This is a genomic window from Mycobacterium sp. 1164966.3, from assembly GCF_001665395.1.
Classification (GTDB): domain Bacteria; phylum Actinomycetota; class Actinomycetes; order Mycobacteriales; family Mycobacteriaceae; genus Mycobacterium.
The window spans coordinates 1-19,249 of the sequence record NZ_LZSG01000056.1 but is presented as its reverse complement, the minus strand read 5'-3'; the positions used below and the strand labels follow the sequence as shown (position 1 = coordinate 19,249).

18 protein-coding genes are annotated in these 19,249 nt (G+C 65.4%); 12 read left to right on the top strand and 6 right to left on the bottom strand.

The annotated features are described in order from the left end of the window. Positions 1–218: 218 nt before the first annotated feature. The 9 genes from A9W99_RS26875 to rraA all read left to right on the top strand — a co-directional run bounded on the left by A9W99_RS26875 (position 219) and on the right by rraA (position 5,866). Positions 219–371 (top strand): hypothetical protein, encoded by a 153-nt coding sequence (locus A9W99_RS26875; protein WP_172828916.1) that lies wholly within the window; start codon positions 219–221, stop codon positions 369–371. A 164-nt stretch (positions 372–535) separates the two neighbouring features. Beyond that, positions 536–1,159 (top strand): superoxide dismutase, encoded by a 624-nt coding sequence (locus A9W99_RS19830; RefSeq protein ID WP_067382069.1) that lies wholly within the window; start codon positions 536–538, stop codon positions 1,157–1,159. A 207-nt stretch (positions 1,160–1,366) separates the two neighbouring features. Beyond that, positions 1,367–1,900 carry a peptidase gene (locus A9W99_RS19825; RefSeq protein ID WP_067382066.1) on the top strand — a complete coding sequence of 178 codons (534 nt, stop codon included), beginning with the start codon at positions 1,367–1,369 and terminating at the stop codon, positions 1,898–1,900. A gap of 582 nt (positions 1,901–2,482) precedes the next feature. Next, positions 2,483–2,881, top strand: coding sequence for a helix-turn-helix transcriptional regulator (locus A9W99_RS19820; RefSeq protein WP_067232813.1), 399 nt, complete (start codon positions 2,483–2,485; stop codon positions 2,879–2,881). 132 nt (positions 2,882–3,013) lie between these two features. Continuing rightward, entirely contained in the window at positions 3,014–3,670 is a 657-nt protein-coding gene (locus A9W99_RS19815; RefSeq protein WP_067382063.1) for a DUF6474 family protein, read from the top strand. 1 nt (position 3,671) lies between these two features. Beyond that, positions 3,672–4,322 (top strand): YcnI family protein, encoded by a 651-nt coding sequence (locus A9W99_RS19810; RefSeq protein ID WP_067382060.1) that lies wholly within the window; start codon positions 3,672–3,674, stop codon positions 4,320–4,322. Beyond that, positions 4,319–4,831 (top strand): copper resistance CopC family protein, encoded by a 513-nt coding sequence (locus tag A9W99_RS19805; RefSeq protein WP_067382058.1) that lies wholly within the window; start codon positions 4,319–4,321, stop codon positions 4,829–4,831. The genes A9W99_RS19810 and A9W99_RS19805 overlap by 4 nt, the downstream gene beginning before the upstream one ends. A 104-nt stretch (positions 4,832–4,935) precedes the next feature. After that, the gene (locus A9W99_RS19800; protein ID WP_067382056.1) at positions 4,936–5,379 is read left to right on the top strand and encodes a nucleoid-structuring protein H-NS; all 444 of its coding nucleotides are present in this window, start codon (positions 4,936–4,938) and stop codon (positions 5,377–5,379) included. 4 nt (positions 5,380–5,383) lie between these two features. After that, on the top strand, positions 5,384–5,866 hold the full coding sequence (gene rraA, locus A9W99_RS19795) for a ribonuclease E activity regulator RraA (protein WP_067382051.1): 483 nt from the start codon (positions 5,384–5,386) through the stop codon (positions 5,864–5,866). Between the two features lie 69 nt (positions 5,867–5,935). On the opposite strand, the gene A9W99_RS19790 is transcribed toward rraA, so the two are convergent. Then, complete coding sequence (locus A9W99_RS19790) at positions 5,936–7,405, bottom strand: NAD(P)/FAD-dependent oxidoreductase (protein WP_067382048.1); 1,470 nt, start codon at positions 7,403–7,405, stop codon at positions 5,936–5,938. A 78-nt stretch (positions 7,406–7,483) separates the two neighbouring features. On the opposite strand from A9W99_RS19790, the gene A9W99_RS19785 reads away from it, so the two are divergent. Then, positions 7,484–8,134, top strand: coding sequence for a TetR/AcrR family transcriptional regulator (locus A9W99_RS19785; protein WP_067382045.1), 651 nt, complete (start codon positions 7,484–7,486; stop codon positions 8,132–8,134). 23 nt (positions 8,135–8,157) lie between these two features. Here A9W99_RS19785 and A9W99_RS19780 read toward each other — a convergent pair whose 3' ends face one another. Beyond that, complete coding sequence (locus A9W99_RS19780; protein ID WP_067382042.1) at positions 8,158–8,448, bottom strand: hypothetical protein; 291 nt, start codon at positions 8,446–8,448, stop codon at positions 8,158–8,160. A gap of 140 nt (positions 8,449–8,588) precedes the next feature. Here A9W99_RS19780 and dinB point away from each other — a divergent pair, with 140 nt between their 5' ends. Further along, positions 8,589–9,788: a DNA polymerase IV gene (gene dinB, locus A9W99_RS19775; RefSeq protein WP_067382039.1), complete on the top strand. Its 1,200-nt coding sequence runs from the start codon at positions 8,589–8,591 to the stop codon at positions 9,786–9,788. 52 nt (positions 9,789–9,840) lie between these two features. Here dinB and A9W99_RS19770 read toward each other — a convergent pair whose 3' ends face one another. Both A9W99_RS19770 and A9W99_RS19765 read right to left on the bottom strand, forming a co-directional pair. Then, positions 9,841–10,845: a PHP domain-containing protein gene (locus tag A9W99_RS19770; protein WP_067382036.1), complete on the bottom strand. Its 1,005-nt coding sequence runs from the start codon at positions 10,843–10,845 to the stop codon at positions 9,841–9,843. After that, complete coding sequence (locus A9W99_RS19765; protein ID WP_067382034.1) at positions 10,833–11,264, bottom strand: hypothetical protein; 432 nt, start codon at positions 11,262–11,264, stop codon at positions 10,833–10,835. The genes A9W99_RS19770 and A9W99_RS19765 overlap by 13 nt, the downstream gene beginning before the upstream one ends. A gap of 107 nt (positions 11,265–11,371) precedes the next feature. Between A9W99_RS19765 and A9W99_RS19760 the strand changes: the two genes are divergently transcribed. Next, positions 11,372–12,214: an LLM class F420-dependent oxidoreductase gene (locus A9W99_RS19760; protein ID WP_067382031.1), complete on the top strand. Its 843-nt coding sequence runs from the start codon at positions 11,372–11,374 to the stop codon at positions 12,212–12,214. 400 nt (positions 12,215–12,614) lie between these two features. Here A9W99_RS19760 and A9W99_RS19755 read toward each other — a convergent pair whose 3' ends face one another. Continuing rightward, positions 12,615–14,090 (bottom strand): glutamate synthase subunit beta, encoded by a 1,476-nt coding sequence (locus A9W99_RS19755; protein ID WP_067382028.1) that lies wholly within the window; start codon positions 14,088–14,090, stop codon positions 12,615–12,617. Beyond that, positions 14,083–18,675: a glutamate synthase large subunit gene (gltB, locus tag A9W99_RS19750; protein ID WP_067382242.1), complete on the bottom strand. Its 4,593-nt coding sequence runs from the start codon at positions 18,673–18,675 to the stop codon at positions 14,083–14,085. The genes A9W99_RS19755 and gltB overlap by 8 nt, the downstream gene beginning before the upstream one ends. Between the last annotated feature and the right edge of the window lie 574 nt (positions 18,676–19,249).

Genomic DNA, 19,249 nt, shown 5'->3' with positions numbered 1-19,249 from the left:
TCCGCTAGCGAACGCACCCACGATCGACTCGTGGCCGGCACCCTTCCCCGGCCCGCATTGGTCCCGCGCGGGTCACGAGAGGCATGAAAGCCCTGCTGAGAGCGTTGTTTTCGGACAGATTTCGCTACACCATTACAACGGGTTATGATCGCGGTCACTGGAGTCGGTTGTGACTCACCTCACTACTAGGAAGTGAACGTCCAGGTGAAAGGCGTTTGATGGCCATGCATCCGTTCGGTCGGGGAACGACGGCCTCGTCGAACCCGTATTCGGGCTCGCCCGCGTGGAGCCACGCTTACGGCATCGCCGCGTTGCGCGCCGGCCTCATCGCTCTGGCGTTGCTCGCCATCCTTCTGCTCATCGTTCTGTAGTGGGTTCATGCCGTTCGCGGCGTTTCAGAAACCGCTCTCTAGCGGTCATCCTTGCGGCGCGGGCGGTCATGGAGCAGGGTTGGTTACGCTAGGCCGCCCCACGGCGGAACCCGCGCGAAAGACGCTTCAGGCGATCACCAACGATCATCGAAGGAAGGAATGCCGTGGCTGAATACACCCTGCCCGACTTGGACTGGGACTACGCAGCACTGGAACCACACATCTCCGGTCAGATCAACGAGATCCACCACACCAAGCATCACGCCACCTATGTCAAGGGCGTGAACGACGCCGTCGCCAAGCTTGAAGAGGCGCGCGCGAAGGAAGACCACTCTGCGATCTTCCAGAACGAAAAGAATTTGGCCTTCCATCTCGGCGGTCACGTCAACCACTCCATCTGGTGGAAGAACCTGTCGCCGGACGGCGGTGACAAACCGACCGGCGATCTGGCGGCTGCCATCGACGACCAATTCGGGTCATTCGACAAATTCCGCGCGCAATTCAGCGCCGCGGCCAACGGATTGCAGGGGTCGGGTTGGGCCGTATTGGGATACGACACTCTCGGGGAAAGGCTGCTGACTTTCCAACTCTATGACCAGCAGGCCAATGTCCCGCTCGGCATCATTCCCCTGCTGCAGGTCGACATGTGGGAGCACGCCTTCTACCTGCAGTACAAGAATGTCAAGGCGGACTACGTCAAAGCATTCTGGAATGTCGTCAACTGGGCGGACGTGCAATCGCGGTACGAAGCAGCCACTTCGAAAACCCACGGATTGATATTCGGCTGAGTTTTTCCGGTCGGTGAGGGCGTCGCGCGGATCGCGCGGCGCCCTCACTGTTTTCCCGCTCAATATTTGGACTTTGTGACCGCGGGCACGCGGAGGCCGTGTCGGCTTGCGAGGCGCCAAAACCCCGCGCATGCTTAATTATTCGGGATTAGGTTTATTCGAGCTACCGGCGTGGTTACTTCGGATGAAGGCGTCACGGAGGGCGAGATGGATGCAGGATCAAGCCGGCCCATAGGGGTTGCTCCTTTTCATTCTCGTGGTGCCCTGAAAGGGTTCGTGATCTCCGGACGCTGGCCCGATTCGACCAAAGAATGGGCCCAGCTATTGATGGTTGCGGTTCGGGTCGCATCGCTACCCGGCTTGCTGTCCACCACAACCGTGTTCGGTGCCCGCGAGGAGTTGCCCGACGAGCCGCAGCCGGACACCGTTGGTCTGGTCCTGGCCGAAGGCACCGTCTTCGGTGATTCGGCGATTCCGCCGGGTTATTTCGCTGACCATCAGCCTCCCGCTCTGCTGATGTTGCACCCACCGTCGGAGACCACACCGTCGTTGCCGGAATGCACAGGCGCAGCATCGGGCTGCGTCCTGCTGCCGGGATTGCCGTATCTGGGCTTGGAGCACCGCGCGGCCTGGGTGGAGGCGGAAGCCGACGGCACCATCACGTCTATGGTCAGCCGCGTCGGAGTCGATCCGATCAGCCATCCCGATACCGCGATTCTGGCGATGCTGCTAGCCGCCTAGCGCGATTCCCCAGGGCGGTCAGCCTCCCGCCGGCGCAAACTCGGCAGCGGTGCGTGAAACCGGCATAGAACATCGCGGCAACACCCCGGCTGGCGTGGCATTGCCGCGCCAGTAGCCGCCTCACCTCCCGGTTGGCCGCTCGGCCGCTTCCAAATATTTTTCAGAGGTATCTCAAATGTGAGTATCGGCCGTCGTGCGCCAGCAGGTTGTCATCCACGGCCGACGGGTGCCCGGACAGCAAATGAGTTCCTGGATGCGTCGTCGTCGTCCACTGGTTGCCCAGCGACGCGCGCATCGCCTCGCCACACCCCGTTCTGACCATTCCCCAAAGCCGAAAAAGCTGAAAGACTGCTTGAGTCGCCGAGCCGGATTCTTCGGATAACCTGTGAATTCTGTTCGGATTATGGACACCGGGCCAGGTTGGTTGGATGCTCTGCAGGGGCGGTGTCGCACACCGCTGTCAACGCCGGAGCCAAATCCGGCCGGGTTTGCACTTGGTTTGTGGACGCAACAGTCGCTACCATGGTCAGCAAATACATGTTGATAGCCGTTCCCTCTTCAGCCCCGGTGGAGGTCATATCGATGAGCACGACGTTCGCTGCCCGCCTGAACCGCCTATTCGACACCGTTTATCCACCCGGACGCGGGCCGCACACCTCCGCAGAGGTCATCGCGGCGCTCAAGGCTGAGGGCGTCACGATGTCGGCTCCGTACCTCTCGCAGCTACGTTCGGGCAACCGCACCAATCCTTCGGCAGCGACGATGACGGCCCTCGCCAACTTCTTCCGGATCAAACCCGCCTACTTCACCGATGACGAGTACTACGAAAAGCTCGACAAGGAGCTGGCGTGGTTGGCGACGATGCGTGACGAGAACGTGCGTCGCATCGCGATGAAGGCCGCCGAGCTCTCTCCCAAGGCCCAGGAAGACCTTGCCGAACGCGTCGAGGAACTGCGCCGTGCGGAGAGCCTGAGCGCCTGAGCGTCTCGTCAGTCTCCTCACCGGGTCGATCCTGACCTGGCGGACCGTCCACACCCTGCGCCGTTTAGGGTTGGCACAACGATCGCGTACCCGCACCGCGATAGTCCACGAGATACCGGGAGGCGTCCGGGAATGGGCCTGTTCCGCAAGCGAAAGAGCCGTGCGACGCGACGCGCCGAAGCACGCGCGATCAAGGCCCGCGCCAAGCTCGAGGCGAAGCTGGCCGCCAAGAACGAGAGGCGTCGCATGAAGGCGGCCCGGCGCGCCGACGACAAGGCTCTCCGGGCGCGGATCAGGGCCCTGCAGGAAAGCGACAAGGCAGCGCTGAAAGTCGCCGAGGCCCAACTCAAGACCGCCCGCGAGGGAAAGCTGTTCTCACCGACGCGGATCCGCCGGGTGCTGACGGTGTCGCGGCTGCTCGCGCCGATCCTCACCCCGGTGATCTACCGTGCCGCCATCGCTGCCCGTGCGCTGATCGACCAACGGCGAGCGAATCAGCTCGGCATTCCATTGGCCCAGATCGGCCAGTTCTCCGGGCACGGCGCCCGGCTGTCGGCCCGCATTGCCGGGTCGGAGCAGTCGCTGCGGCTGGTGCAGGAGAAGAAACCCAACGACGCCGAAACCAAGCAGTTCGCGGCGGCGGTCAGCGAACGGCTGAGCGATCTCTCGGCCGCCATCACCGCAGCGGAGCACATGCCGGCCGCGCGCCGCCGGGCGGCCCACTCAGCGATCTCATCACAACTCGACGGCATCGAAGCCGATCTGATGGCCCGGCTCGGGCTGGGCTGACATGTCCCTTGGCAACAGGTGGATTTCGCGCATGGCGGGCATCGCCAGCGGTGCAGCCGTGCTAGCCGCGCTCTGGCTTGGTGCGGGTACTCCGTCGGCCTGGGCGCATGTCCATGCCAGCGGCGACAACACCGTGCGGGGCGGCATGGCAACCGTCACCTTTCAGGTCCCCAACGAGTCCAACACGGGCGCCGCCACCACCGGGCTGAAGGTGCTTCTCCCGAATGTCGCGGCTGCCCGTACCGAGTCCATCCCCGGGTGGACGGCAACGCTGGACCGCGACGCCGCGGCCGGCACCGTCCGGTCGGTTACCTGGACCGCCGTGCCCAACGGCGGGATCGAACCGGATCAGTTCGGGTTGTTCCGGATATCGCTGCGGCTGCCCAACACCGACACCGTCAGTTTCCCGGTCACCCAGACCTACGCCGACGGGTCGACCGTGGAATGGGATCAGCCGCCCGCGTCCGGCGGAGCTGAGCCGGAGCATCCGGTGCCCATGCTGGCGCTGACGGCGGCACCCGCAGACCGTCACCACCCGAATGCGGCCGGTCCGACGTCATCGCCCGACAACACCGCGCGGCTGCTGGGTGCGGCGGCCCTGGTCGTTGCCGGACTGGGTATCTGCCTCGTGTTCCTGCGCAGGCGAGCATGAGCCGGGTCAGAGTTCTCGCGCGGCTCGGCCTGTTCCTGGCCGCCATGACCTTGGCTGCGCTTCTGACCGCGCAAGTCGCCTCCGCCCACGCCACACGCGTGTCCAGCGAACCGGCCGACGGCGCGGTGCTCACCGCCGGCCCGGACCGCGTGAGCGCCACCTTCAACGAGCAATTGCAACCCGACTTCGCCGCGATGACGGTCGTCGGACCCGACGCCCACTTGTGGTCGTCGGGAGATCCCAACGTGCAGGGTGCCGTCGTCAGCGTCAACGTGCGGCCGCTGGGACCGGCCGGCAGCTACACGGTGAATTACCGGGTGACCTCGGCGGATGGGCATCCGGTGTCCGGGTCGTGGGGATTTCGGCTGACGGTATCGGGGACCGGCACCCCGGGCCCGGCAGCGGCCCAGCCCGACACCGGCGACAACACACCGGTCTGGCCGTTTGTGGCGATAACCGTGGCAGCCGTCGGCGCGGCGGCGCTATGGGAGGTGCGTCGCAGGCGCTGACCAGCCCTGGGCACCGAACGGTCCGGGCACCTCCTGGCATGATGGGACCCGGTGAATCAGGTGTGAAATACAAAGACGTGAGAAAGCTGTAAAGGAGCGGCCGCATGGCAGACCCGCAGGATCAACCCAATTCGGAACCTGAAGGCGAATCGACACCTCCGGCCAAGAAGCCGCCCGCCAAACACGCGAAGAAGGCGGCCAGCCCGCCCGCCAAAAAGGCGCCCGCGAAAAAGGCACCGGCGAAGAAAGCGCCCGCCAAAAAGGCGCCGGCCAAGAAAGCGCCAGAAAAAGCCGAGAGCCCTGCCCCGGCACCACCCAAGCCCCCCGAGCCGCCGCTCGACCTGCAGCAGCGCATAGAAACCAACGGAGACTTGGCGGCTGCCGCGAAAGATGCTGCGGCGCAAGCAAAGTCAACCATAGAAGACGCCAAGCCAGTCAGCAGTGAACCTGCCGTGCCGCCGTCGGGCAGCTCGCCAATTCCATTGGTGGTTGCGCTGGCATTGAGCCTGCTGGCCATCCTGCTGATCCGGCAGCTGCGGCGCCGCTGACCCGGTGACCGTGTCCTTCCGGCCTACCGCCGACCTCGTCGACGACATCGGGCCCGAGGTGCGCAGCTGTGACCTGCAGTTCCGCCAGTTCGGCGGCCGCACCGAATTCGCCGGCCCGATCAGCACCGTGCGTTGCTTCCAGGACAATGCGTTGCTGAAATCGGTGCTCTCGCAGCCTGGTACGGGCCGAGTGCTGGTGATCGACGGAGCCGGCTCCTTGCACACCGCACTGGTCGGCGACGTCATCGCCGCGTTGGCCCGCTCCAATGGCTGGTCCGGCCTGATAGTTCACGGCGCGGTCCGCGACGCTGCCGCGTTGCGCGGCATCGACATCGGCATCAAGGCGCTGGGCACCAACCCCCGCAAGAGCGCCAAGACCGGCGCCGGGCAGCGTGACGTCGAAATCAGTTTGGGTGGAGTGACATTCGTGCCCGGCGAGGTCGCCTACAGCGACGACGACGGGATCGTCGTGGTCGCTGAGCTTTGACCTTCATCGCCGGCGAACGTGTTCTGAGGGCATGACTTCGACGACGAGCGCGGTCGGTGGCGGGGGTTGTCAGGCGGCTATCCGGGCCCGCTTCTTGGCGAATCGCAGCCCCTCACCGTCGACCTTGCCTCGCCGGATCAGCCAGATGTCGCGCAGGTAGTTCTGATTCAGCCGCCACGGGGTCCGCGAACCCTGCTTGGGCAGCTCGTCAAGTGAGCGCAGCACATAGCCAGGTGTGAACTCCATAAACGGCCGCTCATCGACGTCCGAACCCGGGTGCTCAACCTCCACGGTGTCAAAACCGTTGTCGTCCATGTAGTTCAGCAGACGGCAGACGAACTCGGACACCAGGTCGGCTTTCAGCGTCCAGGACGCATTGGTGTAGCCAACCGTGTAGGCCATGTTGGGCAGATCGGAGAGCATCATGCCCTTGTATGCCATCGTCTTGGTGAGGTCCACCGGTTGCCCGTCGACGGTCACCGTCGCCCCACCGAATAGCTGCAAGTTCAATCCCGTTGCGGTGATGATGATATCGGCCGGGAGTTCGCGGCCCGAGTTGAGCCGGATGCCGGTGGGGGTGAACCGCTCGATGGTGTCGGTGACCACGTCGACCTGGTCGTGCCGGATGGCGCGGAACAGGTCGCCGTTGGGCACTAGGCACAGCCGCTGGTCCCACGGATTGTAGTGCGGACCGAAGTGCTTCTCGACCTCGTATCCCTCGGGCAGCTGCCGCTGGGCGAAGCGCAGCAACACGTTTCGCATCCGCTGCGGCCACTTTCGGCAGGCCTGATAGAGCGCGACCTGCAGTACCACGTTCTTCCAGCGGGTCGCGGTGTAGGCCACCCTGTCCGGCAGCCAGCGGTTGAGACGTTCGGCGATCTTGTCCCGCTCTGGCTGCGAAATGATGTAGGTCGGCGAGCGCTGCAGCATTGTGACGCGCTTTGCGCCCGAATTCGCCAGCGCGGGAACCAAAGTCACGGCCGTGGCGCCGCTGCCGATCACGACGATGTTCTTGTCGGCGTAGTCGAGGTCTTCCGGCCACAGCTGAGGATGGATGATCGGGCCGGGGAAATCCTCCTCGCCGGCGAACTTCGGGGCGTACCCCTGCTCGTAGTTGTAGTAGCCGCTGCACAAGAACAGGAACGAACAGGAGAGGGTGGTCCTACTGCCGTTGCTTTCGATGTGCAGGGTCCAGCGGTTCTCCGTGTTGGACCAGTCCGCGCTGACGACCTTCTGGTTGAGACGGATGTGCTTGTCGATGCCGTACATCTCCGCGGTGCTCTTGACGTACTCGAGGATCGGCTTGCCGTCGGCGATGGCCTGGCGCTCGGTCCACGGGCGGAAGCGGAAGCCCAGCGTGTACATGTCGGAGTCGGAGCGGATGCCCGGGTAGCGGAACAGGTCCCAGGTGCCCCCCATGGCGTCCCGCTTTTCCAGGATGGCGTAGCTCTTGGTCGGGCAGCGGTCCTGCAGGTGCCAGGCCGCGCTCACACCGGAGATGCCGGCGCCCACGATGACAACGTCAAGGTGCTCAGTCATGAGTCGGACGTTATCAACGGACTGTTGAATGCGTCAACAGAGTGTCGAAATATTCAACACAAGGGTAAGCTCCCTGTCGTGACCACCCCTACGGCCGCCAGGGCCGGCCAGAGCTCTCGGGGCCGGCGCAGCGCGCGACCCTCCGGAGACGATCGCGAACTGGCCATCCTCACCACCGCCGAGCGGCTCCTCGAGGACCGGCCACTGGCCGACATTTCCGTCGATGACCTGGCCAAAGGTGCCGGCATCTCGCGACCGACGTTCTATTTCTATTTCCCGTCCAAGGAAGCGGTGCTGCTGACGCTGCTCGACCGCGTGGTCAACGAGGCCGACTCCGCGTTGCAGGCCCTGGCCGAGAACGGCGACGCGGACCGCGACGACATGTGGCGCACCGGCATCAACGTGTTCTTTCAGACGTTCGGATCCCACAAGGCGGTCACCCGGGCCAGCATGGCGGCCCGGGATACCAGTGCCGAGCTGCGAGGACTCTGGTCGACGTTCATGCAGAAATGGATCGCGTTCTCCGCCGCCGGTATCGAGGCCGAACGCAACCGCGGTGCCGCACCGACCACCCTGCCCGCCCTGGAACTGGCCACCGCGCTCAACCTGATGAACGAGCGGACGTTGTTCGCGTCCTTCGCCGCCGAGCAGCCGTCCGTCCCGGAAGCGCGCGTGCTGGACACGTTGGTGCACGTCTGGGTCAGCAGCATCTACGGCGGAGAGCGCTGAGCACTGGAAACGCTCGCGGGTTTTTAGTCCCACTCCTTGTCCCGTGCATCGTCCCGCGCATCCTTCCGGCGCGCTTCCCAGATCGAGATAGGAGTCGCCGCGGCCAACAGGGCGGAGAACCACATCATCCAGCGTGGTGACGCGTCGACGAGGTAGCGGCTCAGCGCAAGCAGCCCCCACATCGCACCGAGCGCGACGAACGCGGCGTCACGGTAAGTCCGCCGCGCCGGCTTGTCGCGGCCCCAATAGATGAACAGCGCCAGCGATGTCACCGAAGCCACAAGAGCGGCGCACATGACGAACCAGACCAGCACGAAACCCTGCCTTTCCGTGGTCCTGCAGCCTACGCGACCACGGCCAATGCCGAGAAGGGCATCATGCGGGCAAAAACGCCGCCGGTGGAAGCGGTGCTCGCCCCGCTCTGACGCCATTTGTCGGCGACGCGTGCGAACATATGTTCGTGCGGTGTGACGCGTCCATCCTGCACGCGGACCTGGATTCGTTCTACGCGTCCGTCGAACAACGCGACGACCCCGGTCTGCGGGGGCGTCCGGTGATTGTCGGCGGCGGGGTGGTGCTGGCGGCCAGCTACGAAGCCAAGGCCTACGGCGTGCGCACCGCGATGGGCGGCGAACAGGCGCGAAGGCTCTGCCCGCACGCGGTCGTGGTCCCGCCGCGGATGAACGCCTACTCACAGGCCAGCGACGCCGTATTCGAGGTGTTTCACCACACCACGCCGGTGGTGGAAGCGTTGTCGGTGGACGAGGCCTTCCTCGACGTCGGCGGCCTGCGTCGGGTATCCGGTACCCCGGTCCAGATCGCCGCACGTCTGCGCGCCGACGTGCGCGATCAGGTCGGGCTGCCGATCACCGTCGGCATCGCACGGACCAAGTTCTTGGCGAAAGTCGCCAGTCAGGAGGCCAAGCCAGACGGGTTGCTGCTGGTTCCGCCCGACAGGGAGCTGGCTTTCCTGCACCCGCTGCCGGTCCGGCGGTTGTGGGGCGTCGGGGCGGTGACCGCCGCCAAGCTGCACGCACACGGCATCACCACCGTCGCCCAGGTCGCTGAACTGTCCGAGTCGACGCTGGCTTCGCTGGTCGGTGGCGCGATGGGACGCCAACTGTTTGCGCTGTCCCGCAACATCGACCGCCGCCGGGTGACCACCGGTGTGCGGCGACGCTCGGTGGGGGCGCAGCGAGCGCTGGGGCGGGCTGGCAGCCGCATGTCATCCACCGAGCTCGACGCGGTCGTCGTCAACCTGATAGATCGCATCACCGGACGGATGCGCGCCGCGGGCCGCACCGGGCGAACCGTGACGCTGCGGCTGCGCTTCGCCGATTTCAGCCGGGCGACACGGTCGCGCACCCTGCCGTGGGCCACTTCGTCGACGCAAACGGTGCTGGCCGTGGCGAGGCAGCTGGTCGCAGCGAGCGCAGACGCGATGGCCGATCGCGGGTTGACCCTGGTCGGCTTCGCGGTATCCGGCATCGACCGCAGCGGCGCGCAGCAGTTGATGCTGCCCTTCGACGGGGAGCCTCCCGCGGTAGATGCCGCCGTCGACCAGATACGCCGACGTTTCGGGAAGTCTGCGCTTACCCGCGGGGTGCTGGTTGGCCGCGACCCTGGCTTCGAGATGCCGCACCTACCGGATTAAAGTGCCGCGGCGAAGTGCTAGCATCGGCGGGAATTGTTGTTGCGCAACCTGTTTAGCTGCCTGCCCACTGAAGGAGCTGCTCAACCGGCCAGGTGTTGACAATGCGATCGACGGGAACTTCCGCGTCCAACGCCCGCTGCGCGCCGTAGCCGAGGAAGTCCAGCTGACCGGGCGCGTGCGCGTCGGTGTCGATGCTGAACACGCAGCCGATGTCGCGCGCGAGGTTCAGCAGTCGACTGGGCGGGTCGCGGCGCTCTGGGCGCGAGTTGATCTCCACCGCGGTGCCGTGATCGCGGCAGGCGGTGAATACCGCCTCGGCATCGAACTTCGACTCGGGTCTGATGCCCCGGTTGCCCGCGACCAGCCGGCCCGTGCAATGGCCGAGCACATCGGCGTGGGGGTTGCAGACCGCGGTGACCATCCGGTGGGTCATCGCGTCAGAATCCATCGACAGCTTCGAGTGCACGCTGGCCACCACGATGTCGAGGCGCTCCAGCAATTCGGGCTCCTGGTCCAGGGTGCCGTCGTCGAGGATGTCGACCTCGATCCCGGTGAGAATGCGCAGCGGCGCGAACTTTTCGCGCAGGCCGTCGATCACGTCGAGCTGCTTGCGCAGCCGCTCGGGTGACAGCCCGTTGGCGATCGTCAAGCGCGGCGAGTGGTCGGTCAGCGCGCAGTACTCATGGCCGAGCGCCGCGGCCGTGGCCATCATCTCGTCGATCGGCGCCGACCCGTCCGACCAGTTCGAGTGCAGGTGCAGATCTCCGCGCAGTGCGGCCCGTACCTCTCCACCGCCGAGATCTTCTGCCGCAGAACGTAATTCGACCAGCTGGTCCGGTTCGCGTCCGGACCAGGCCTGCGCGATGACCTTCGCGGTTTTGGGCCCGATGCCCGGGATCGTCTGCCAGCTGTTGGCCTGCCCGTGCCGCTCGCGCGTCGCGTCGTCGAGTTGCTCGACGATGTCGGCGGCGTTGCGATATGCCATCACCCGCCGGGGATCTTGCCGGCTGCGGTCTTTGTAGTAGGCGATCTGGCGCAGCGCGGTCACCGGGTCCATAGCTGCCCCGCGATGAATCCGGCCAATAGCACTGCGAAGCCGCCGATTTCGCCGACGATGAGAAACACCATCGACACCGCGGTGCCGCGCGTCGGATGTTCAAACTGGTTCTCGGTATCGCGCCGTGCGCCGTGCAGGATGTAGGCCCCAATGGCGGCCACGAAGAAGAACACCAGGACCATCGCCGCGGTCAGGTTCACCCATGTCGGCCAGGCGCTGAGTTCGACGAAGACCGCGATAAGCCCCGTCGCAAACGCGTACAGCAGCGCCGCCCGGTGCGCGATGTCGACGTAGACATGCGCCCGGTGATCTGGGCTGACCATGATCTGGCGGTACTTCCACACGCCGAGGGCGAGCGCCAGCACAAAAATCAGTCCGGCCGCCAACAGCGTGATCTTGGTATCGATACCGAGTGTCATCCTTCCGCCCAGCCTAGTGGCGATCGCGAGCGCGGCGGAGCCGGGCGAAGCGGGTCGCCACCATCAGAACTAGTTGCGGTCCAGAAAGCGCGACTAGCGTCGGGGTCATGCGATTCGCGTTCAAAACCTCACCGCAAGAAACCACCTGGGCCGACATGCTGGCCGTCTGGCAGGCCGCCGACGACATCGACGTCTACGAGTCGGGCTGGACCTTCGACCACTTCTACCCGATCTTCGGCAACAGCAGCGGCCCCTGCCTGGAGGGCTGGACGACATTGACCGCGCTGGCGCAGGCCACCAAGCGGCTGCGGTTGGGCACGCTGGTTACCGGGATCCACTATCGGCATCCGGCGGTGCTGGCCAACATGGCCGCCGCGCTGGACATCATCTCCAACGGACGGCTCGAGCTCGGGATCGGCGCCGGCTGGAACGAGGAAGAGTCCGGCGCCTACGGCATCGAGCTGGGCACCATCAAGGAACGTTTCGACCGCTTCGAGGAAGCGTGTGAGGTGCTCACCAGCCTGCTGAGCCAGGAGACCACCAACTTCGACGGCAAGTTCTACCAGCTCAAGGACGCCCGCAACGAGCCGAAGGGTCCGCAGCGTCCGCACCCGCCAATCTGCATCGGCGGCAGCGGCGAGAAGCGCACGCTACGAATCACCGCGCGCTACGCCCAGCACTGGAACTTCGTCGGCGGGCCACCCGATTTGTTCGCCCGCAAGCGCGACGTGCTGGCCGCGCACTGCGCGGACATCGGACGCGACCCAAACGAGATCACGTTGTCGGCGCACCTGCGCCTGGACCCGAGCCGCAACTACGGGCAGGTCATCGAGGATGCCGCCGGCCTGGCCGCCGAAGGTCTGCAACTGGGGATCGTGTACATCACTCCGCCGCACGACCCTGCCGTTCTGGAGCCCCTGGCGGAGGCGATCCGGGATTCCGGCCTGTAAGCCTTGCTCGCGAGGGTGCGCAAATGTACGCGATTCGGGCGCATTTTCCGTACATTTGCGCGCGCTCGCGGGCGAGCAAACTCGGTGGGCGTCAGAGATGACTCGGTCAGACGCCGAATACCAGCAGCTCCTCAGCCGTGATCAGGCGCTCGCGTTTGGCTGGGAACTCCCGACTCTTCACTGGGTGACGAAACCATGACCAGGCGATTCGCCCCGCCCGCGACTGGGGTACTGGTTTGACATGCACAGTTATCACTCCTGCGATCGGTTAACTCAACCGGGGCTCGCATGCGACTTTCATGTGACGCAGCCCACATCGGGTTATTAGACACCCAACGCCTGGCAAACTGTCGACGACGCGCCGAGCAATATCAACCTGTTTCTGATGTGACTGGTGTGGTTATTGCAGCGGTGCGGCGGTCGGCTTGATGGGCGCCGGCAGCGCGCTCGAGCCCATCAGATGCCGGTCCACAGCTGCCGCGGCGGCCCTGCCCTCAGCTATCGCCCAAACGATCAGTGACTGGCCGCGCCCCATGTCTCCGGCAACGAAAACGCCGGGCACGGAGGTCTCGAAATCGGCGTCGCGCGCCACGTTACCGCGCTCCGTGAGCTCCACCCCGAGGTCGGTCAGCAGGCCGGCCTTCTCCGGGCCAACGAAGCCCATCGCCAGCAAAACCAGGTCAGCCTCGATCTCGAAGTCGGTGCCGTCGACCTTGACGAACTTGCCGTCCTGCATGGTCACCTCGTGCACCTTGAGCGCGGTCACGTGCCCGTCCTTGCCGACGAACTCCTCGGTGTTCACCGAGAAGAGCCGTTCGCCGCCTTCCTCGTGGGCCGCCGAAATGCGATACATCAGCGGGTAGGTCGGCCACGGGGTCGACGAGGCGCGGGAGTCCGGCGGGCGCGGCATGATCTCGAACTGGTGCACGGCGACCGCGCCTTGGCGATGTACGGTGCCCAGACAGTCGGCGCCGGTGTCGCCACCGCCGATGATCACAACCTTCTTGCCTTTTGCCGTGATCGGCGGCTGGCCGTCCTCGTCCCGGTCGGCCTCGTCCAACTCACCCAACGCTTGGTGATTACCCCACGGCAGGTACTCCATCGCCTGATGGATTCCGTCCAGGTCCCGGCCCGGGATGGGCAATTCGCGCCAGTCGGTGGCGCCGCCGGCCAGCACTACCGCGTCGAAATCGGCGCGCAGCTGCTCGGCGGTGATGTCGACCCCGACGTTGACGCCGGATCGGAATTCGGTTCCCTCGGCTCGCATTTGGTTCAGCCGACGGTCCAGGACACGCTTTTCCATCTTGAATTCCGGTATGCCGTAACGCAGCAGCCCACCGATACGGTCGGCCCGCTCGAAGACGGTGACGCTGTGACCGGCACGGGTGAGTTGCTGGGCAGCGGCCAAGCCCGCCGGGCCCGAACCGACCACGGCCACAGTCTTTCCGGTCAGCGTCGTCGGCGGCAGCGGCTCTACCCAGCCTTCCTCGAAAGCCTTGTCGATGATCTCCAGCTCGATCTGCTTGATCGTCACCGGATCCTGGTTGATACCGAGCACACAGGCCGGCTCGCACGGTGCCGGACACAACCGGCCGGTGAAGTCGGGGAAGTTGTTGGTGGCGTGCAACCGTTCGATCGCGTCGCGAAACCGGTTCCTGCGCACCAGGTCGTTCCATTCCGGGATCAAGTTGCCCAAAGGACAACCGTTGTGGCAGAACGGAATACCGCAATCCATGCACCGAGTCGCCTGATAACGCAGCTTCTCGAGATCGAATTCCTCGTAGACCTCGTTCCAGTCCCGCAGCCGCAGCGGGACAGGCCGGCGCTTCGGCAATTCCCGATGTGTGTATTTCAGGAAGCCGCTCGGATCAGCCATGCGAGGCCGCCATGATCGCCTTGTCGACATCCACGCCATCGCGCTCGGCTTCGGCGATCGCCTGCAGCACCCGCTTGTAGTCCCGCGGCATCACCTTCACGAAACGACGCTGCTGCCGACGCCAGTCGGCGAGGATCCGTTGGCCCACAGCGGAATCGGTGGCATCGACATGCGCCTGGATGGTGCTGTGCAGGTAGTCCACGTCATCCTCGTCGAGAGTCTCGAGTTCGACCATCTCGGCGTTGAGGTGGGACGGCAGTTGCCCGTCGGGGTCGTACACGTAGGCCACGCCGCCGGACATCCCGGCAGCGAAGTTGCGGCCGGTGCGGCCGAGGATGACGACCTTGCCGCCGGTCATGTATTCGCAGCCGTGATCGCCGACGCCCTCTACCACGGCGTGCGCACCGGAATTACGGACCGCGAACCGCTCGCCCACCACGCCACGCAGGAAGACCTCACCACTGGTGGCGCCGAACAGAATCACGTTGCCGCCGATGATGTTGTCCTCGGCCACGTAGTCCTGCGGCGCATTGTCCGACGGGCGCACCACAATCCGTCCTCCGGACAGGCCCTTGCCGACGTAGTCGTTGGCATCGCCGTAAATTCGCAATGTAATCCCCTTGGGCACAAAGGCCCCGAAGCTGTTGCCGGCGGAACCGTCAAACGTGATGTCGATGGTCCCGTCGGGCAATCCTTGGCCGCCATAGGCTTTCGTCACCTCATGGCCGAGCATGGTGCCCACCGTGCGGTTGACGTTGCCGATCGTCGTCGAAAAACGGACGGGTGTCCCGGAATCCAGCGCCTCCCTGCTCATCACGATCAACTGCTGGTCGAGCGCCTTGTCCAGGCCGTGGTCCTGCCGCGAGCTGCAGTACAGGTCCTGGTTCATGAAGGCCGACTCCGGCTCGTGCAGCACGGGCGTCAGATCCAGCCGGTGCGCCTTCCAGTGCGCGCGCGCCAGCGTGGTGTCCAGCGCTCCGGCTTGCCCGACGGCCTCGTTGATGGTGCGGAAGCCCAACTGCGCCAGGTACTCCCGAACCTCCTCGGCGATGAACATGAAGAAGTTCTCGACGAACTCCGGCTTGCCGGTGAACCGCTCCCGCAGCACGGGGTTCTGCGTGGCCACGCCGACCGGGCAGGTGTCCAGATGGCATACCCGCATCATGATGCAGCCGGCCACCACCAAAGGTGCGGTGGCGAAACCGAATTCCTCGGCTCCCAGCAGGGTCGCGATCATCACGTCGCGACCCGTCTTCAGCTGCCCGTCCACCTGGACCACGATCCGGTCGCGTAACCCGTTGAGCAGCAGCGTCTGTTGCGTCTCGGCCAGCCCCAACTCCCACGGGGCACCGGCGTGCTTCATCGACGTCAGCGGGGTCGCGCCGGTTCCGCCGTCATGCCCAGAGATCAGCACCACGTCGGCGTGCGCCTTGGAAACCCCGGCCGCGACCGTCCCTACCCCGTTCTCCGACACCAGCTTCACGTGCACCCGAGCCGACGGGTTGGCGTTCTTCAGGTCGTGGATCAGCTGCGCCAAATCCTCGATGGAATAGATGTCGTGGTGCGGCGGCGGCGAGATCAGCCCCACGCCGGGCGTGGAGTGCCGGACCTTGGCGACCCACGGGTACACCTTGTGACCCGGGAGTTGGCCGCCCTCACCGGGTTTCGCGCCCTGCGCCATCTTGATCTGGATGTCGGTGCAGTTGGTCAGGTAGTGCGAGGTGACGCCGAACCGGGCAGAGGCGACCTGCTTGATCGCGCTGCGGCGCCAGTCGCCGTTGGGATCCTGCTCGAAGCGTTTGACGTCCTCGCCGCCTTCGCCGCTGTTCGAGCGGCCACCCAGCCGGTTCATCGCGATAGCCAGGGTCTCGTGCGCCTCCGCCGAGATGGAGCCATAGCTCATCGCGCCCGTAGAGAAGCGCTTGACGATTTCGCTGGCCGGTTCGACCTCCTCCAGCGGAATCGGAGGACGTACTCCCGCACGGAATTTCAGCAGACCCCGCAGTGACGCCATCCGCTCGCTCTGGTCGTCGACCAGCCGGGTGTACTCCTTGAAGATCTTGTACTGACCGGTGCGGGTGGCGTGCTGCAGCTTGAAAACCGTCTCCGGGTTGAACAAGTGGTATTCGCCCTCACGGCGCCACTGATATTCCCCACCCACCTCGAGTTCGCGGTGCGCACGTTCGTCGGGGCGGTCCAGGTAGGCCAGCCGGTGCCGGCCCGCGACGTCGGCGGCGATGTCGTCGAGGGTGATGCCGCCGGTCGGACAGACCAGACCGGTGAAGTAGTCGTCGAGCAGTTCCTGGGAGATGCCGACCGCCTGGAACAGCTGCGCGCCGGTGTAGGACGCCAGCGTCGAAATGCCCATCTTGGACATGACTTTGAGCACGCCCTTGCCGGCAGCCTTAATGTAGTGGTTCAGCGCCGTCTTGCGGTCGATGCTGTCGATCACCCCGCGGTCGAGCATGTCCTCGATCGACTCGAACGCCAGATACGGGTTGACGGCGGCCGCGCCGCAACCGATCAGCAGCGCCATGTGGTGCACCTCGCGGGCGTCACCGGATTCGACCACCAAACCTACGTGGGTGCGGGTGCGGTCGCGCACCAGGTGGTGGTGCACCCCCGCGACGGCGAGCAGCGACGGTATCGGAGCCATCTGCTCGTTGGAGTCGCGGTCGGACAGGATGATCAGCCGGGCACCGTCGGCGATCGCCGCCGACGCCTGCGCGCGCACGTCCTCCAGCGCTGCGGCCAGACCGGCGCCACCGTCGTCCACGGGGTACAGGCACCGAATCACCTTGGACCGCATGCCATGCGGTCGCCCGTTGACCTCGTCGTCGGGGTTGAGGTTGATCAGCTTGGCCAACTCGTAGTTGCGCAGAATCGGCTGCGACAACACGATCTGGTGGCAGGAGTTCTCGTTCGGGGTGAGCAGATCGCGCTCGCCGCCGGTGGTGCCCTGCAGGCTGGTCACCACCTCCTCGCGGATGGCGTCCAGCGGCGGGTTGGTCACCTGGGCGAACAACTGGTGGAAGTAGTCGTAGAGCATCCGCGGGCGCTCCGACAGCACCGCGACCGGGGTGTCGGTGCCCATCGATCCGATCGGCTCGGCGCCGGTGCGCACCATCGGCGCCACCAACAGGTTGAGTTCCTCGTAGGTGTAGCCAAAAGCCAACTGCCGCATGACAAGTCGGTCGTGTGGCATCCGCACGTACTTGCCCGCGGGCAACTTCTCCATCGGAATCAGGTTTCTGTCGAGCCACTCCTGATAGGGGTGCTCGGCCGCCAGCTCCGCCTTGATCTCCTCGTCGGAGACGATGCGGCCCTGCGCGGTGTCCACCAGGAACATCCGGCCGGGCTGCAGGCGCATCCTCTTGACCACGGTGGACGGGTCCAGGTCCAGCACGCCGGCCTCGGACGCCATGACCACCAGGCCGTCCTCGGTGACCCAAATCCGCGACGGCCGAAGGCCGTTGCGGTCGAGTACGGCGCCCACGATGGTGCCGTCGGTGAACGTCATGGATGCCGGGCCGTCCCACGGCTCCATGAGCGAAGCGTGGTACTGGTAGAACGCCCGACGCGCGGGGTCCATCGACTCGTGGCGCTCCCAGGCCTCGGGGATCATCATCAGCACCGCGTGTGCCAGGCTGCGTCCGCCCAAATGCAGCAGCTCGAGCACCTCGTCGAAGCGCTGGGTGTCGGAGGCCCCGGGCGTGCAGATCGGGAACAGTTTCTCGACGTCGTCTTCGGATCCGAAGATGTCGGTCTTGATCAACGCCTCACGGGCGCGCATCCAGTTCTCGTTGCCGGTGACGGTGTTGATCTCGCCGTTGTGGGCGATGCGTCGGAACGGATGCGCCAGCGGCCAGGACGGGAAGGTGTTGGTGGAGAAGCGGGAGTGCACAATGCCCAGCGCGCTGGTCAGCCGGTCGTCCTGCAGATCGAGGTAGAACGCCTTCAGCTGCGGGGTGGTCAGCATGCCCTTGTAGACCAGCGTCTGGCCGGACAGGCTCGGGAAGTACACGGTTTCGCGGCCCGGACCGTCCTGGCCCGGTCCCTTGGTGCCGAGTTCGTGCTCGGCACGCTTGCGGACGACGTAGCAGCGTCGTTCCAGGGTCATGCCCGAGGCGCCCTCGATGAACACCTGCCGGAAGGTAGGCATCGCATCGCGGGACAAAGCGCCCAGTGACGAGTCGTCGGTGGGGACATTGCGCCAGCCAAGCACGTGCAGGCCCTCGGCTTCGGCGATCTTCTCCACCGCGGCGCAGGCGGCCGCGGCGTCCTTGGAGGACTGTGGCAAGAACGCGATACCGGTGGCGTAGCTGCCCGGTTCCGGCAGCTCGAAGTCGACGACCTCGCGAAGGAAGGCGTCCGGAACCTGGATCAGAATGCCTGCGCCGTCGCCACTGCGCGGCTCGGCGCCCTGCGCACCGCGATGTTCCAGGTTGAGCAGGGCGGTGATCGCCTTGTCCACAATGTCGCGGCTACGCCGGCCGTGCATGTCCACGACCATGGCGACCCCGCACGAATCATGTTCGAATGCGGGGTTATATAGCCCCGTAGAGCCCAAGCGCTTGGGCGCCATTCCCACCTGCCCCTTCACCAGACTTTCTGCGCGGCCTTCATGCGGCTCCGAGGAGGCCGCACCCATGGGATTGCGGGCTAGACCCCTCCGGTCTTGTCGATAGGCTGTCCGTCAATGGCGGTGATCCGGTCACGGGATTCGTCCGTGCAGCGCTGAACGGAGCCCGATAACCGGTCTCGACAAGTCGTAAAACGATATGACAAAACCCGCCTGACATGCCAACTTCCCTAATACTAACCTGCCCACCCGGCATCTGTGACCTGCAAAGAAGCCGGCGGTCGACCGCTGCGCCGTGGCCTGTCTCACCGCTTGCCACCTGCCGCGACGATGCCGGCTCGTTTGTTGGCCGGACCAGCTCGCTCGCTCGAGCAGGTTTGCTGTGGCTGTGATGAACCGGGCCGGAAACTCCGCCAGCACCGCCGTCGGAGGCGCGGATTAGTGTGCCGAGTTTGCGCGATACTAATAACAGTTTGAAAGCACCCCCTGAGCGTCCGCGTCGGCCGCGCACCGGGCCGGTTGGCTGCCCGGAACTGCGCCTCTTCGCGTTGGACCGCCGACGGACCAGGCTTGACCA

What these genes read in the sequence shown, in the direction of transcription:
- A9W99_RS19815 (WP_067382063.1), top strand. Translation starts at nt 3,014, where the DNA reads ATGGGCCTGTTCCGCAAGCGAAAGAGCCGTGCGACGCGACGCGCCGAA.
- A9W99_RS26875 (WP_172828916.1), top strand. Translation starts at nt 219, where the DNA reads ATGGCCATGCATCCGTTCGGTCGGGGAACGACGGCCTCGTCGAACCCG.
- A9W99_RS19820 (WP_067232813.1), top strand. Translation starts at nt 2,483, where the DNA reads ATGAGCACGACGTTCGCTGCCCGCCTGAACCGCCTATTCGACACCGTT.
- A9W99_RS19755 (WP_067382028.1), bottom strand. Translation starts at nt 14,090, where the DNA reads ATGGCTGATCCGAGCGGCTTCCTGAAATACACACATCGGGAATTGCCG.
- A9W99_RS19825 (WP_067382066.1), top strand. Translation starts at nt 1,367, where the DNA reads ATGGATGCAGGATCAAGCCGGCCCATAGGGGTTGCTCCTTTTCATTCT.
- A9W99_RS19800 (WP_067382056.1), top strand. Translation starts at nt 4,936, where the DNA reads ATGGCAGACCCGCAGGATCAACCCAATTCGGAACCTGAAGGCGAATCG.
- A9W99_RS19770 (WP_067382036.1), bottom strand. Translation starts at nt 10,845, where the DNA reads ATGGACCCGGTGACCGCGCTGCGCCAGATCGCCTACTACAAAGACCGC.
- A9W99_RS19760 (WP_067382031.1), top strand. Translation starts at nt 11,372, where the DNA reads ATGCGATTCGCGTTCAAAACCTCACCGCAAGAAACCACCTGGGCCGAC.
- gltB (WP_067382242.1), bottom strand. Translation starts at nt 18,675, where the DNA reads ATGGCGCCCAAGCGCTTGGGCTCTACGGGGCTATATAACCCCGCATTC.
- A9W99_RS19790 (WP_067382048.1), bottom strand. Translation starts at nt 7,405, where the DNA reads ATGACTGAGCACCTTGACGTTGTCATCGTGGGCGCCGGCATCTCCGGT.
- A9W99_RS19810 (WP_067382060.1), top strand. Translation starts at nt 3,672, where the DNA reads ATGTCCCTTGGCAACAGGTGGATTTCGCGCATGGCGGGCATCGCCAGC.
- A9W99_RS19765 (WP_067382034.1), bottom strand. Translation starts at nt 11,264, where the DNA reads ATGACACTCGGTATCGATACCAAGATCACGCTGTTGGCGGCCGGACTG.
- dinB (WP_067382039.1), top strand. Translation starts at nt 8,589, where the DNA reads ATGTTCGTGCGGTGTGACGCGTCCATCCTGCACGCGGACCTGGATTCG.
- A9W99_RS19805 (WP_067382058.1), top strand. Translation starts at nt 4,319, where the DNA reads ATGAGCCGGGTCAGAGTTCTCGCGCGGCTCGGCCTGTTCCTGGCCGCC.